The sequence below is a fragment of the Thalassospira sp. A40-3 genome, from assembly GCF_015871485.1.
GTDB classification, from domain to species: domain Bacteria; phylum Pseudomonadota; class Alphaproteobacteria; order Rhodospirillales; family Thalassospiraceae; genus Thalassospira; species Thalassospira tepidiphila.
The window spans coordinates 2120155-2135149 of the sequence record NZ_CP065428.1 but is presented as its reverse complement, the minus strand read 5'-3'; the positions used below and the strand labels follow the sequence as shown (position 1 = coordinate 2135149).

The following is a 14995-nucleotide window of genomic DNA, read 5'->3' as shown; positions in this document are numbered from 1 at the left end:
GGATTATGTCGTCTAAGGCCCCTAGGATTGAGACCGAACGCCTGATACTGCGCAGGATGTCGTTTGGCGACTGGCCGGATTACGCGTCCATGCTTGCGTCAAAGCGCTCAGCACACATGGGCGGCCCATATGACACTGAGGCAGCAACGGCCTTGCGTGATTGGGCGTTTAACGCGCGCGGCTTGCCAACGCTTGTCAGTTACATCGCACCGGAAAATGATCGTTCTATTACTCTGGCGGAACGCATTGGTGCCGTTTTGGACCAGACCGCGCAGCGGCCTGATCCGAATGACCTTGTTTTCAGGCATGCACACCCAAAGTAAGGATTACTTTTTGCGCAGCCACAGACTGGTCTCATGCGCGCCTTCGGGAAGGTGAATGCCGTTGGCTATGGATTGGTCGACCTCATCGCGCATGCGGGTCTTCGCATATGCGCTTGACCACATGATTTCAAACCCGCCGCCAGCCAGAAGCGCTGCGACCCCTTGTTGCTCGTTATATCCGCGCCATTGCCAGATTTCCGGATAGTCATCGGGCAGGGTGATGTCGTGGATATGAATGATCGCCCCACTTGGCAGGGTCGGAATGACCGATGAAAACAGCAGATCAACATCGGTACCGGGCATCAGGATGTGGCTTGAGTCGATCGACAGGAAATCCGCACCGGTCAGGGTTTTGAAAACCGATGGGTCGGCCTTTTGCACGATGGTGCGTTCGACTGTGATCGGAAGCTTCGCGATATCAGCGCGTGGCGCCGGATCAATCGCGTGAAATGCCGTATCGAGTTCGCCGTCCTTGATCGCCCGGTAATAAAACCGTGTCGAATGGCCCGATCCGATTTCAATGATCCGGTCCGGGCGAAATTCGCGGGTGAAGACATAGGCCATCATCCCATCAAGGCGCGGAAACCAGCTTTGTTGCCAGCGTGGCTCCGGCGGGGTGGCATTGCCGAAGCTGGCAAAAGCTTCGTGATAATTGGCGGCCTTGGTCAGCCAAGCCTTCATGGTGGGGGCTGCCGTATCCATCATGGTTTCGATTGCCGGGTAGCTGGGGCGACCGACGGCCTTTGCCGTCTCGCTGGCATAGCGGTAAGGGATGAAATAGCCTGCGGGCTCAGCGCCAATCAGTGTTTTCAAACCAAGTTTCAAGCGGCGCATTCTGAGAGAGAACGGCATCGAGGTCATATCAAAGGCCCCTTTGAGTTCAAAATTATTGTGTTTCTATCGGTGCCGGTAAGGTTAATCAGTTGCAAAAAGTCTGATCCTCTCCGCGCCAGGCTCGTGTCAGCACAATCGCAAATCCCATCGAAATCGCCGAAAATACCGCCATCAGGTAATAGACCTGCGATCCGAACTGTTCATACAGCGGGCCGGAAATCCAGATGCTGCTACCAAGGAAAACGCCCATGGACAGTGTTGCCATCAGGCTTTGTGCCGAGGTGGCAAGTTGTTGGGGTATGGCGCGGGCGATAAAACTGACAGCGGCCAAATGCGTGATCCCGAATGTCATAGCATGAAGGGGTTGAACCAAGATAATCAACCATAGATTGTCGGTTGTGCCCAGTACAATCCAGCGTAAAATTCCTGATCCCGCACCAATCGCAAACAAGATACCGGGATGGCGACCACGGACAAACCGCCCGGCGACAGCAAACAGAACGATCTCGGCAATCACACCAATTGACCAGAAAACGCCAATCATTTCATGCGAGTAACCGGCTGATTCCCAATGGACAGAGGCAAAGGCGTAATAGGTGCCATGAGCACCCTGGGCAAATCCGATGCAGGCAAGATAAATCAGGAAAACCGGTTTGCGCAGCAGATACATCAGCGAAGAACCGGATCTGAGCGGACGATCTGTCTGCGGGTCAGGCATGCGGGTGGTAATCGCAAAATTCACGATCCCCGCAACGAACAGCATCCAGACGATCCATTCTGTTGATGTTCCATCCAGAACCCAGCCCGCCCCATAGGATGCCAGAATGAAGGCAAGCGATCCCCACAGCCGCACCCGACCATAATCAAGTTCACGCGCCTTACATTCATGCACCGTAATGGTCGTGCCAAGCGGCAGCAGCGGCGAGAAGGTAAAGCCGATCACGACGGAAAGGGCGGCAAGCCACCAGAAATCGCTCGAGATGGGGAAGGCCAGAATGGATAAAACATAGATCCCGGCAAGCCACATCATCGGGGTCTTGCGATTGCCGGTGCGATCAGCGCGTTGGGCAATCAACGGATCGGCAAAGACACGCACCCAGTTCGGCAGTGATAACAAGATCCCGATTTCGGCTGCCGATAATCCCTGGGATTTTAGCCAGACCGGCCAATAAGGCAGAAAAACACCCTGAATCAGAAACAGTCCGGAAAAGAACAACGCCAGCGTTGCCGCCGTTTTCATCCGGTCCGGGTCGGTGGCTGGTGATGGTTTCGATGATGGTGTGGCGTTTGGCGTGTTCATGCGGTGAGTTGCCGACGCTTGAGGCCGCGAATGATGAAACGCGCCGGATGAATGGCATGCATCAGCACTTTTTCCAGAGGCAGGGGCATATCGCAAATCTCACTGGCAAGAATCTCGGCGGCAAGCGGGGCGCCGATCAGTCCGCGGGCCCCGAAACCGGTACAGATATACACGTCTTTGTGGTAGGGCGCATCGATATATCGCGCGCCTTTTTTGCCCTTGTCGATGTCGCCATATGACGCAAGATAGGCGTCAAAATCCGGCGCAGGACCGATCAGGGGCAGGTGATCCGCGGTTGTCGTGCGCAAGGATGCCCGGCCTTGAAGCATGTCAGGCGAGAGCTTTTCCGCAACATCGGGCAGGACTTTGCCAAGCTGGGAAATGTTAAATGCGTGGTCATCTTCGCGTAGGTCCGTCTGCGCATCGTCGCGTCCAAAAGTGGCCCCAAATACATGCAGGCCATCGCGCGCTGGTGTGATGTAGCCCTTGTGGCTCAGAACGCACTTAATGACGGAACCATTCCCAAGGTTTGCCAAGATTTCTTCTGGCAAAAAGCTGATCTGACCACGAACAGGGTTCAGGTGATCTCTAAGCCAGCTTGTCTGACCCATCATCTGCATTTCAAGCGCGCCAGCGATGATAACGGCATCAAACGGCCCATAGGAAGCCCCGTTTTCATCGGTCAGGACTTTGCCTTGTTCAGCATCGCTAATGGCCGTGATGGTTGTTGAAAGCCGAATATCTATACCATCAGAAAAAGCCCGTACCACCGACGGCGGATTAACCCAGCCGGCGGATGGATAAAAAACACCGCCATAGGGCAAGGGCAGGCCAAATCGTTCTGAGGCCTGATCACCGTCAAGCGCCTCGACAAGGTCGGGTTTGTCGCCAAGGCGCGCGATCAGGCCATCAAGCCTTTCACGTTTGCGTGCACTGGTGGCAAGATCAATCACACCGCAGAAATCGGCCTCGACCAACCCCTGATTGGAAAGTTTTTTGATCTTGCGATGGCTGAAACGATAACCAGCCTCATAAAACCGGCCCATGATGGCATCATCAACGGTCAGATAGGGCTCCAACATGCCAATCGGGTTGCCTGATGCCGCGCTGGCCAGTTGATCGGCCTTTTCAAAAAGGGTTACGGCAAGGCCACGTGCGTTTAAGGCATCCGCGCAGGCCGCACCGGCAAGACCCCCACCGATGACGGCGACAGATTTGGTTTTCTTGGGACGGGGAAGGTTAAACCAAGGATCATCGGCGATTTCGAAAAGGCCCAGCGTATTGTCGTTGTCAACGTTCGGTGCCGGAAGCGTTGCCGTGATCATGTCGCGTTTATAGCCAAACCCTTTGCGCTTGCTGATTTCAAATCCCGCACTTTCCAGCCCGTCACGTGCAATGCGTGCGGCAGTAAAAGTCGCAAGGCTTGCACCACGCGGGTTGGACGCGCCGGCAAGGGCAGCAAACAAGTGAGGATGCCACATATCGGGATTGCGCGACGGGGCAAAGCCATCAAGAAACCAGCAATCAATATTCCCGTCATAGTCAGACCAGCATTCAATCGCATCGCCGATCAAAAGCGTCAGACTGACATTGCCATGGGCAAGGGAAAAGCGGTGTACACCGGGCAACATGGTTTCATGCGGCCAGATTTCGGCAAGCTGTTTGGAATATTGCGATAATTCTGGCCAGCTCTGGTGTGCGCGGATCATGTCATCGCGCGACAGCGGGTATTTTTCAACGGAAACGAAATGCAGGCGTCTGGATCGTTTGAGATCACTGTTCCAGCTTTGCCACGCGGCCAGAAAGTTCAGTCCGGTGCCAAAGCCGGTTTCGCCAATAGCAAAGCTTTCGCGGTTCTGCCAGGCAGATGGAAGGTTGTTACCCTCAAGAAACACATAGCGCGTTTCAGCAAGCCCATCCTTGGGATTGAAATAGATATCACCAAAATGCGGAGAGAACGGCACATTGCCATCCTGCCAGGTTATTTCGCCAGCAGGTCTTGGTTCATCACCCTCCGCTGGCATGGTGACATCGTTTGCCGTCATGCAGACAGGACCTCGTCATCCTTTTCGGGGACAAGGGCCAGGGCTTCGCGTACGACTTCCGTACCAGCCCCTTTGCGATGGGCATTTTCGCTCAGATAACGGCGCCATTGTTTTGCACCGCGCATTTGCTGGAACAGGCCCAGCATATGGCGGGTGACATGGCCAATGGTGCCGTTTGCTTCTTTCAGGTGTTCTTCGATATAGGGCAGCATTGCCTCAACCACCTGATGGCGGGTCAGGGGCTTGGCATCATCGCCATAAAAACGCCGGTCGACATCGGCCAGAACATAAGGGTTCTGATAGGCTTCACGCCCGATCATGACACCATCGACATGTTTCAGATGCTCGGCGGTTTCATCAAGCGTCTTGATGCCACCGTTGATCAGGATTTCAAGCTCCGGGAATTCCTGTTTAAGCTGATAGACCAATTCGTACTTTAACGGCGGAACTTCTCGGTTTTCCTTGGGCGAAAGACCTTTGAGCCACGCCTTGCGCGCGTGAACGATGAAAGTCTTGCAGCCAGCCTCGGCAACCGTTTCGGTAAAGCGTTTAAGCGACGGGTAGTCTTCCTGATCGTCAATGCCGATGCGGTTTTTGACTGTCACCGGGGCGTTGCTGGCCGAAATCATCGATTTCACGCACTTCGCAACGACATCGGGCGTTGCCATCAGGCAGGCACCAAAGGCGCCGTTCTGCACACGATCAGACGGGCAACCGCAATTCAGATTGATTTCATCATAGGCATAGTCATTGGCGATTTCGCAGGCGCGCGCCAGATCATCCGGGTCGCTGCCACCAAGCTGAAGCGCAACAGGGTGCTCGGCATCGTTATAGCGCAAATGACGGTCTACGCCGCCGTGAAGAATGGCGCCCGTGGTGACCATTTCGGTATAAAGCAACGTATGACGACTGATCTGCCGCAGAAAATAGCGATCATGCCGATCCGTCCAATCCATCATCGGGGCGACGGAAATACGCCGATTAACAGTCATTTGCCTACCGTTTTTGTCAAAGCCGGGTGAAGAGGGTTGCTGTATTCCAAGCGCGGTCTTTATATAGGTTCCGGGATTTAGGGTCAAAACCGATTGCGCGATGCATGGCAGCATCCCGAAGATATTAAAGTACAGGATTTGATATGGTTACGATTTACGGCATCAAGAACTGCGACACTGTCCGCAAAACCCTTAAATGGTTTGAGGCCAAGGGTATTGAAAACAAGCTCCATGATTTCCGTGCTGACGGTATTGACGCCAAGACCATTGAAGCCTGGCTTGATGAAGTCGGGGGTAAGGTTTTGATCAACAAGCGTGGGCCGAGTTATCGCAACCTGAGTAACGACGACAAGGCAACATTGGAGCAGGGCGGTGCCGCTGCGGCCGCGGTGCTTGCCGCCAATCCGACCGTGATCAAACGTCCGGTTGTTGATTTCGGTTCGACCCGGACGGTCGCCTATGATGAGGAACGCTGGTCTGATCTGGCCGGATTGTAAGGGGGCGGAAATGGCAAAGCCGGTCGTTCGGGGTGTGATCTTTGATTGTGATGGTGTTTTGGTCGATACTGAAACACTTGCCTGTCGCGTGTTGACAGAGCAGCTTTGTGATTATGGCTGCGACATGGATATGGCGAAGACCCATGATCTTTTCATTGGTGGCACATTGGCGATGGTGCCGCCAAAAATGGAACAGATGTTTGGCATTACGCTGCCAGAAGACTGGCTGTCTGAATGCTACGAACGTACGTTTACGGCCTTTCGCAACGATCTGACACCGTTCGCACATCTTGATCCGGTGCTTGATCTGCTGGAAGAAAACAACATTCCCATTGCGATTGGCAGCAACGGTCCACATGCCAAGATGGATGTGTCGCTGGCCAAGGTTGGCTTGAAGGAACGTTTTGAAGGGCGGGTTTGCTCGGCACATGATGTCGAAAACCCTAAGCCGCATCCGGATGTCTTTTTGCTGGCCGCACAGAAAATCGGTGTCGATATCAAGGACTGCATTGTTGTCGATGACAGCCAGAATGGCGTGCGCGCAGGTGTTGCATCCGGTGCGACGACCATCGGTCTTGTCGATATTACGCCGGCCAACTACCTTCTTGATGCCGGTGCGCATCATATTGCGACCGACCATCGCGACCTTTATCGGCTGTTGGCCGATTGGATGTCTGCAGCCTAGCTGGCGTTCATAGTGTCCATCAAAAAAGAACGGGCAGCGCCGTGTTGGGGCTGCCCGTTCTTTTGTTTTCGCAGGATGTCTTTATTCACCAACCACAATGCCTTCGCGGCGGGAATCAGCCCCGCCAATCAGGCCGTCTTCGGTGATCATAATGGCGTGAATGCCGGAATTAAGATCGCGGATATCGGTCTTAAAGCCCATGCCTTCCAGTGCCGGGGCCAAGTTTTCGGCATCGGATCCGGCTTCAAGGTCAAAGGTGCCGAACCGGTTGACCAGGTGGGGCATGTCGATGGCGTCCTTGGGCGACATGTTCCAATCAATCATCCCGATAAGCGATTGGGCCACATACCCAATGATACGCGATCCACCCGGTGAACCCGTGACAATTACCGGTTTGTCGTCTTTCATCACGATGGTGGGCGCCATCGATGAACGCGGGCGTTTGCCCGGTGCCAAGGCGTTGGCAATAGGGACGCCATCGGAATGGGTCTTGAACGAGAAATCGGTCAGCTCGTTATTGAGCATAAAGCCGTTCACCATCAGGCGTGAACCAAAGCCGTTTTCAATCGTGGTCGTCATCGAAACCGCATTGCCATAGATATCGACGATCGAGAAATGGCTGGTGCTTGGCAGTTCAATCGCTTCGTCGTCGGCCAATTTCATGGCGTGGCTAAAGCTTGGCATGCCGGGTTCGACGGATTCAAGTGCGGTATCCCGATCAAGCAGTTTGGATCGTTCCGCCAGATAGGTTTTATCGAGCAAGCCCGTCAATGGCATCGGGACAAAATCAATATCTGCCATGTAACGTCCGCGATCTGCAAATGCCAAACGCGATGCATCACCGATCAAACGCCAACTTTGCGCAGACTCAGGGCCCATCGCGGCGATATCATAGGGTTCAACCAGTCCAAGGATCTGTCCGACCGTTAGCGCCCCCGAAGAAGGTGGTCCCATGCCGCACACATCATGATCGCGATACTCGATACAGACGGGTGGGCGTTCCTTGACCTGATAGTTGGCAAAATCCGCAAGTGACAGGACGCCGGGGTTCCAACTGGCACCCTTAACCTTGTCGACAATGTCCTGGGCGATCTGACCCTGATAGAAATTCACGGTCCCGTTGGCTGCCAGATCTTGAAGGGTCTTGGCATATTTCGGATTTTGAAGAACCGTACCGGCCGCAAGTGGCTCGCCATCCTTGTCAAAGAAATAGCCCTTTGCTTCGGGATCGCGTGAAAGTTTTTCCTGATCATCAGCGATCAAGGCAGCAAGACGTGGAGAAACTTCAAAGCCCGTTGTGGCGATACCAATTGCCGGATCGAACAGGCTCTTCCAAGGAAGCTGCCCCCACTTTTCGTGTGCAGCTTTCATCAGGGCAGGGGTTCCGGGCGTACCAACCGACCTGCCGCCAACAACCGCATCATAAAAATTAAGCGGTTCGCCGTTTTCATCCTGGAATAGCGTCGGCGTTGCGTTCAGAGGCGCGGTTTCGCGGCCATCAAGCGTGGTCAGCTTTCCAGTCGCTGCATCGAAATAAACCAAAAATGCGCCGCCCCCAAGCCCGGACGATTGCGGTTCGACAAGGCCAAGCATGGTCTGAATGGTGACCATCGCATCAATGGCGTTGCCACCAGACCGCAAGATATTAGCACCTGCCTGAACTGCCAGCGTGTTTGCAGCACTGATCATCCAGTTGCTGGCAGTGGCGGCCTTGCGCATTTCGGACGAGGAACCGGCCGTGCTTGCCTCAGGCGCAACGGCGTCTGTTGTTTGTTGGGCAACAGCACCTTGGCCAAGGCATGCGCATAAGCCCGCAGCGATAAGGGCTGCCAGAAGTTGTGGGCGAAGTTTGACTGTTTCGAAAGATACAGGAGCGTTAAGGGGCATGTTCCAGACCTTTGTTTTGTTTGGCGGGGTATTTTGTTTGTCGGGGCGCTCAAAAGAAAACACCCGCATCGTGGCAGATGCGGGTGCAAATGTGCAGTAAAAATCCAGTGTAGGTTGCCTAGGCTGCTGTCTTGTTGCCTTTGCTGCGCTGTTGGCTGACGAGCTTGACCTGCAGCCATTCCAGTATGGTTTCGGCGACCTTTTCCCAGTTTTGATCGAGCATCATCGCGTGGTGAATATCGTCAATCAGAGCATAATCCGCGCCATAGCGCTTGGCTGTGTGGTGGATCAGCTCGCTCTGGATGATTTCATCGTCGCGTGCGCCCATGACCAGCATGGCTGGCGCTTCATCCTTTGTCAGGAAGATCGGGTTTGCGCCCATCATGTCCGTAATCGCCCGCTGGCTTTCCGTTTCGAGCCGACCGAAATAGATCATGCCTTCATCTTCGGCGATATCAGGCGACAGCATCGCCCGCCCCAGACGTTCACGAAGCAGGGTATGGGGGCCAATGGCCTGAAGCCAGAACATATGGAAAAACAGATCGGGCTGGGCCATTGCCATCATCGCATTGCTGGCAATCAGGCCTTCCGGCGGAACTGAGGCCATCAGGACGGCGGCCTCGGCACTGTGGCGTTCGAGATATTTCTGAATGACATAGCCGCCCATCGAATGACCAATCAGCACCGGCTTCTTGCCAAGGGTCTCGACAACCTCTTCAAGGTCTTCGACGTAATCGTCAATGGATGCGAGGCTGCGCAGTTCGCGGCCGCCACTTCCGCCATGGCCGCGCAAGGAAAACGCCACGGTCTCAAAGCCGCGATCTGCAAACCAGGTCAGGAAATGTTCGTTCCAGCACCACGCCCCGGTATAGGCGCCATGTACAAACACCAATGGATGTTTACTTTTGGGTTTGCCGGTCGGGCTGCGACGGAAAATCTCCAATTCGGGACTCATGGCCTGCCTCCTCGCGATGCGGGATCGATGCAAATATATGCCTTGATTAAAAAGAACTCGATTATGTTCGCACATGCAGCATAATCTTGTCCAATCACATGTGGGAGTCCGACTTTGGTTTGGCAATGATTGTCAGTCTGAAGTTGTTTGCTTATGATTGCGTCCGGGACAGTAAAAGATGTGAGGGAACGCAGGGGGTCTGTGCTCCGGACACTAACAACACCGTAGTGAGAAGCTTGGGGGATATGGTTAAATTATCAGTGGTCGGCATTTTCGCGGATCTCGATGAGAGCGCGATTGCAGACGTCGAACGCCACGTCAACCGAAAGACGTTTGCGGCCGGGACGCAAATTATCGAACCGGAATCAGATAGTTCGGACGTTTACCTGATTTTGTCCGGGCGGGTACGGATCGTTAATTACTCGCTTTCGGGGCGCGAAATCACCCTTGAGGAAATCGGGGCAGGTGGCTGTGTCGGCCAACTTTCTGCCATTGACGGGCAACCGCGTTCGGCCTGTGTGATTGCGGTTGACGATACCAGTGTCGGTATTTTGAGCCCGGCCAACTTTGAAAAGGTCGTCAAAAATCACCCGTCAGTTGCCTGGAACGTGATTAGCGAACTGGCCAGAATTGTGCGGAACTCGACCCGAAGAATTGTTGATGTTAGCACACTTGGCGCCAACGAACGGGTCGTGGCGGAAATTTTGCGCCGTGCCAACAATGTTTGTGACGATAACGGCTCGGCACTTTTGTCACCCGTTCCGGTTCATTCCGAGGTCGCCGGGCGTGTCAGCACATCGCGTGAAACCGTTGCACGCGTCATGAGCACGCTTGGGCGTCGCCAACTGGTGACAAAGGTTGAGACCGGTCTTTTCGTCCCGGATGTGCGCCGACTTGAAGAATTCCTAAGTGAGTCAATTCATTAGGTCGTATTTGTATGATTTTTTTTGTCTTCATGTGATGACTGTCACAGAGAAGAGGGTGATCGACAGGTAAAGGTATTGGTGTGGCGGACATTTAAATGTTCCGGCACATCTCCCCCAAGAGAGTTACTGGCCGTACACTTGTTGTACGGCCATTTTTTTGCGTTTTCGCATGGCGGACAGATTTGTTGATGTCTAATCTGTACGAAACAACAGCACTTCTTTTTAAGGGAACCTCTGATGCGTATTTCTGTGGTTATGGCCGGACTGAATGGTGCGATGGCGGTTGCGTTGGGGGCGTTTGCCGCCCATGGCATGGCTGGAAGCGAAATGGATTATGCACGTGGCCTGGTCGAGAAGGGCGCGCATTATCAGCTCGTACATGCTGTTGCCCTGGCCGCGATTGCTGGTCTGGTTCATCATGTGCCCGATGAGAAGTTCCTGCGCATTGCCGCCTATGCAATGCTTGTCGGGATCGTTTTCTTCTGCGGGTCTTTGTACGCCATTGCCTTTGGCGGTGTTTCTGCGTTTGGTGCCGTGGCGCCGATTGGCGGTTTTGCCTTTATTGGGGGCTGGTTGTTGCTTGCTGCGGCGGGATACAGACGCTTTGGCTGATATCGCAGCACGTGGCATTTAACCTGAAGCAGGCAAGTACAAACAAAAAAGACGTGTCCCGAAGGACACGTCTTTTTTAAATCTTTGCAATCGAGTTCCGAAGAACCAGATTACTTCATTTTCGCTTCTTTGAACACGACGTGCTTACGCACGACCGGGTCGTACTTGCGAAACTGGAATTTCTCGGTGGTATTCCGCGGGTTCTTCTTAACAACATAGAAGTAACCGGTGTCTGCGGTGCTTACCAACTTTACGAGGATCGAAGCGGGCTTCGCCATGTCTCTGCATCCTGTGTTCAGGTGTATCTCAGGCGGCGGAACATAAAGGTTATCGGCAGAGTGTCAAGCCATTTTGGAAAAAAGAATGTAATTTTATTGGCTGGCAAAAGTATCGGCGATTTCCTGTTGTCCGACATAGGCCAGATTCTTGTATTCACGGTTATTTTTCAGCAGCTCAAGTGCAACTTCGACATCAAATGTTTCACCATTTGTGCTGGCCGGACAAACGCTGCGCAGTTCACGGCGGCTCTTTTCGTCCTGATAGTCCAGCTTGCGCCATTTCATCATCACCGAGGCGGTCTCATCACGCTGTGACAGGGCGTTCGCCACCTTGTGAATAGCGGTGCTACCTGTGCCTGATTTCGTGCAGATAGCCGGGAAAAGACCGATTCTATCAAAGGTGTATCCAGAAGGGGCTGTCATGCGCGACCAGGTAAAGGTCAATGTCCCATGGTTGGGCAGATCATTGATTGCCTGAACGGACCCCTTGCCAAAGCTTGTGGACCCGATCAGCACAGCACGATGGCGATCCTGAAGGGCTGCTGCAACCAGTTCCGCTGACGACGCTGTGCGTCCGTCAATCAGGACAACCAGCGGCGCGCCATTGGTCAAATCGCCGGTTTCTGCCTTGAATATGTGACGTGCGGCTGTGACACGCGAAAATGTCTTTCCGATCGGACCATCGGCCAGAAACAGGTCAGCCACCGCAACGCCCTGTTGCAGAAGTCCGCCACGGTTTCCACGAAGGTCGAGAATAACACCTTGAAGGCCACCATCATAAAGTTTCGCCTTCATGATGCTGTCTGCAAGCGTTGACGCGGTTGCTGAGTTGAAGCTGCTGACACGCGCAACCAGGATATTGTCACGGACATCATCGAACACTGTGCGGTCAATCACCCGTTCACGCAGTATCTCCATGGGGGTGATGGCATTGCTTTTGGCTGCATTCACCTCAAGCAGGACAGATGTTCCTTCTTCGCCATGCAGCAAGTCGGCAGCATAGCGACTGGCTTTGCCATACATGTCCTCGCCATTGACCGTCAGGATCTGATCGCCGGGATGCAGTCCGGCACGCGCAGCCGGGCTTTCCGCATGAACAAGTTTGACAACAGGGTAGCCACTTCCGCCAACCACACGAACGCCGATGCCAATATAGCCGTCACGACGGTTGCGCGCATTTTCTGCACGTACCGGCCCCTCATAGCGGCTGTAACGGTCCAGATTGCGGATCGCACCACTGATCAGGGCAGACTCGATGTCTTTGGTGTCCGTGCTGCGCAGTTTGGCTGAGTGCGCCCGGTATCTTGCCAATCCGGTTAGCGTGATTTCGGACCAGATCTGAAGGTTTTCGTGATCCACCATACCATCGGATGACGCCGGAAGGGCAATCTTGCCGACTGTTCGGTCATCATATTGCAAGACCAAATCACTCGGGGTGATGTCGACGCGAATGTTTTCGTCAATCGATGAGAGTCCATCAAGGGTGCTCACCAGGATCTGTTCACGGCTGATCGGATCGATATAGCGTGTTGCGACAAGTTCGATTGTTTGAGAAATCAGCTCGCGCGTCTGCGGATCATCAGGCGAGGTTACTGCCATCCGGTCTGAAGTGGCGCAGGCAGCCTGCAATACACATAACCCGACGGCAACACAGGTGCGCCGCAAACGTCGCACTCCTGCGTCGGGATTGTAATATGCATTCTGTGCTACGCGAAGTGCGACCAATTAAACAATCCGGTTAATTCAGGCGAGATAACCTACGCATTCTACTGGAAAAATTGGCATTCTGCCAACGACTATCCTTTGATGCGCATGGCCCATTGAGTGCCAAGAACAGCCCCTTTGATAAAGGGCAGAAAGCCAAGGCACAAGGCGACGGTGGCCGGAAGCCAGATCGAAAGTTGCAGTGCCATGGACGGGCTGAAATTCTGTTCCATCGCCAAGGCACCCGGAACCACGATGTGTCCGACTAGAAAGATCGTGAAGTAGGGCGGGGCATCATCACAACGATATTCCCCGATTGGGTGATTGCAAACATCACACTCGGAACGAAGCTTCAAATAGCCGCCAAAAGCAAAACCGTGGCCACAATTCGGGCATTTGCGGCGAAATCCGCGACGCAAACCGGTCATCAGTCGACCGCTGCTTTGGTTGCTGTTGGTGGCATTTGTGTCGGGAGAAATATCGTGTGGGGCATTCATATATAAAATTAACTCCTGTCATATCTCAGCGCCCTCTTGATCCGTGTGGCGAAAACAGGCATTGAGACTGTACGCCATCATCATGATGTTCGGTTGCGCAAGCAAGTAAAATCGGCCCTGCCTATTCACCTCAGGGGCGTATACATGGTCACATTTGCTTGATCGAACAGTTGCCAAGGGAGTGCCCAGTGGGAAGTGCAGACGCAGTCATTGCCGGTCTGAAACAGGACTTCATCGAGGACACCATCGAACGCATTGATCGTATTGAAACCACGATTGATCGCGTTGCTGGCGGAATGGACGAAGCCGGACCGGGAATTGCCGAACTGCGGCGCGAGGCACACACCGTCAAAGGACTTGCCGGATCATTCGGCTTCCCGCTGGTGGGCGCGATTGCGCATCGGCTTGAAGATTATATTGCCGAACTAAGCGAAATTGATGATCTCGAAGCGGCATCGCTGGTGGATTTCACCAGCTGGATCCGCGAGATCATCGAAAGTGGCACCAACCCCCAGGCCGAAGAAGAAACCCGTATTCTGCGTTCCCTGCCAACCCGCAGTGCCAAGGCGGATGAGCAAGACGATGCATCCGAAGTTGCGGTCGCGCAGGATAAGGAAGTCCTTCTTGTCACCGCGACCGCTGTGCAGGGGCATTTTTTGCAGCGTGCACTGCGTGAAAAGGGTTTTCGCACCATCACCGCCCGTTCGGCCGTCGAGGCGTTCGAAACGGTGGTTCAATCGCGCCCGGATGCCGTCATTACCGCGGCTGTGCTTGATGGGCTCAGCGGGATCGAACTGATCCGTGCCTTGGCTGCGATGAAGACCCTGTCAGACAAAAAGCTCGGCCTGTTGACGAGTTTCGATGCATCACATCCCGATCTTGAAGGTTTGCCTGAGAGGGTTGCAATTATAAGCAATAAAGGGAAGCAGACAGCTGACCATTTAAACAGATTCATTTCTACAATAGTGTGAGAAAAATCATCTTTGTTTCACAATAAGAGTGTTGAGATGACAGAAGACAGCGATCCGAAAGAAGAAAAATCTACAGAGCCGTATGGTGGTAATTGGCCGCGAAGAGAGTATCATAACAATAGAATATACTGGAATTTTGAATTCTTCATGAAAGCCGCTATGGCAATCGGAGGAGGGTTTGCGTATTTAATTGTTAATGAAAAAACACAGAAAGCCGAAAATCTGATAAATTTGGCCGGCTTATTTATGATTTTTCTAGGTGGTGTTTCCTGCTTCAATATGTTTTCACATTATCGGGCAAAAAGAAATCATGCTGGGTTGGAGATAAGTATTTGGCAGCAGATTTGGAAAGATAGCGATTTTTATATGTTCTGTGCCGTTTTGGCTATGACTTTTGTTTATGCTTACATGGCATTTTACACAGATATTATTGCCCATCTGGAAGTAAATAGCTGATAAAAAAGGCGGCGAAATCTGCGTTCGCCGCCT

16 protein-coding genes are annotated in these 14995 nt (G+C 53.4%); 7 read left to right on the top strand and 9 right to left on the bottom strand.

The genetic code is table 11. The features are described 5' to 3' along the window. Positions 1-5 precede the first annotated feature (5 nt). Positions 6-323 (top strand): GNAT family N-acetyltransferase, encoded by a 318-nt coding sequence (locus tag IT893_RS09700; RefSeq protein ID WP_252724131.1) that lies wholly within the window; start codon positions 6-8, stop codon positions 321-323. 3 nt (positions 324-326) lie between these two features. Here IT893_RS09700 and IT893_RS09695 read toward each other — a convergent pair whose 3' ends face one another. From IT893_RS09695 to dusA, 4 genes are read right to left on the bottom strand one after another with little or no spacing between them, the layout of a single operon-like run. Beyond that, positions 327-1184, bottom strand: a complete 858-nt coding sequence (locus IT893_RS09695; RefSeq protein WP_197147591.1) for a class I SAM-dependent methyltransferase — start codon at positions 1182-1184, stop codon at positions 327-329. Between the two features lie 58 nt (positions 1185-1242). Then, the gene (locus tag IT893_RS09690; protein WP_008890799.1) at positions 1243-2457 is read right to left on the bottom strand and encodes a 3-phenylpropionate MFS transporter; all 1215 of its coding nucleotides are present in this window, start codon (positions 2455-2457) and stop codon (positions 1243-1245) included. Then, positions 2454-4502 carry a bifunctional tRNA (5-methylaminomethyl-2-thiouridine)(34)-methyltransferase MnmD/FAD-dependent 5-carboxymethylaminomethyl-2-thiouridine(34) oxidoreductase MnmC gene (mnmC, locus tag IT893_RS09685; RefSeq protein ID WP_197147590.1) on the bottom strand — a complete coding sequence of 683 codons (2049 nt, stop codon included), beginning with the start codon at positions 4500-4502 and terminating at the stop codon, positions 2454-2456. Before mnmC ends, IT893_RS09690 begins: the two co-directional genes overlap by 4 nt. Next, a complete protein-coding gene (gene dusA, locus IT893_RS09680) occupies positions 4499-5494 on the bottom strand; it encodes a tRNA dihydrouridine(20/20a) synthase DusA (RefSeq protein ID WP_197147589.1) in 996 nt (331 codons plus the stop codon). The genes mnmC and dusA overlap by 4 nt, the downstream gene beginning before the upstream one ends. 143 nt (positions 5495-5637) lie before the next feature. Between dusA and IT893_RS09675 the strand changes: the two genes are divergently transcribed. Both IT893_RS09675 and IT893_RS09670 read left to right on the top strand, forming a co-directional pair. Further along, entirely contained in the window at positions 5638-5991 is a 354-nt protein-coding gene (locus IT893_RS09675; RefSeq protein ID WP_197147588.1) for an ArsC/Spx/MgsR family protein, read from the top strand. A gap of 10 nt (positions 5992-6001) precedes the next feature. Continuing rightward, positions 6002-6676, top strand: coding sequence for an HAD family phosphatase (locus IT893_RS09670; protein WP_197147587.1), 675 nt, complete (start codon positions 6002-6004; stop codon positions 6674-6676). 81 nt (positions 6677-6757) lie between these two features. On the opposite strand, the gene ggt is transcribed toward IT893_RS09670, so the two are convergent. Both ggt and IT893_RS09660 read right to left on the bottom strand, forming a co-directional pair. Then, the gene (gene ggt / locus IT893_RS09665) at positions 6758-8563 is read right to left on the bottom strand and encodes a gamma-glutamyltransferase (protein WP_336232626.1); all 1806 of its coding nucleotides are present in this window, start codon (positions 8561-8563) and stop codon (positions 6758-6760) included. A 118-nt stretch (positions 8564-8681) separates the two neighbouring features. Further along, positions 8682-9518, bottom strand: a complete 837-nt coding sequence (locus tag IT893_RS09660) for an alpha/beta hydrolase (protein ID WP_064789621.1) — start codon at positions 9516-9518, stop codon at positions 8682-8684. 245 nt (positions 9519-9763) lie between these two features. Here IT893_RS09660 and IT893_RS09655 point away from each other — a divergent pair, with 245 nt between their 5' ends. Together IT893_RS09655 and IT893_RS09650 are read left to right on the top strand one after the other, a co-directional pair. Further along, the gene (locus tag IT893_RS09655) at positions 9764-10444 is read left to right on the top strand and encodes a Crp/Fnr family transcriptional regulator (protein WP_008890792.1); all 681 of its coding nucleotides are present in this window, start codon (positions 9764-9766) and stop codon (positions 10442-10444) included. Positions 10445-10681: 237 nt separating this feature from the next. Next, positions 10682-11056, top strand: a complete 375-nt coding sequence (locus IT893_RS09650; protein ID WP_197147586.1) for a DUF423 domain-containing protein — start codon at positions 10682-10684, stop codon at positions 11054-11056. A gap of 110 nt (positions 11057-11166) precedes the next feature. Here the strand turns inward: IT893_RS09650 and rpmG are convergent, their stop codons facing one another. From rpmG to IT893_RS09635, 3 genes are all read right to left on the bottom strand, one after another. After that, positions 11167-11334 carry a 50S ribosomal protein L33 gene (gene rpmG, locus IT893_RS09645; RefSeq protein WP_008890790.1) on the bottom strand — a complete coding sequence of 56 codons (168 nt, stop codon included), beginning with the start codon at positions 11332-11334 and terminating at the stop codon, positions 11167-11169. 93 nt (positions 11335-11427) lie between these two features. Next, a complete protein-coding gene (locus IT893_RS09640; protein WP_197147585.1) occupies positions 11428-12933 on the bottom strand; it encodes a S41 family peptidase in 1506 nt (501 codons plus the stop codon). A 197-nt stretch (positions 12934-13130) separates the two neighbouring features. Next, complete coding sequence (locus tag IT893_RS09635; protein WP_197147584.1) at positions 13131-13535, bottom strand: DUF983 domain-containing protein; 405 nt, start codon at positions 13533-13535, stop codon at positions 13131-13133. A 188-nt stretch (positions 13536-13723) separates the two neighbouring features. Here IT893_RS09635 and IT893_RS09630 point away from each other — a divergent pair, with 188 nt between their 5' ends. Further along, the gene (locus IT893_RS09630) at positions 13724-14506 is read left to right on the top strand and encodes an Hpt domain-containing protein (protein WP_197147583.1); all 783 of its coding nucleotides are present in this window, start codon (positions 13724-13726) and stop codon (positions 14504-14506) included. 36 nt (positions 14507-14542) lie between these two features. Further along, positions 14543-14962, top strand: a complete 420-nt coding sequence (locus IT893_RS09625) for a hypothetical protein (protein WP_197147582.1) — start codon at positions 14543-14545, stop codon at positions 14960-14962. Positions 14963-14995: the final 33 nt, after the last annotated feature.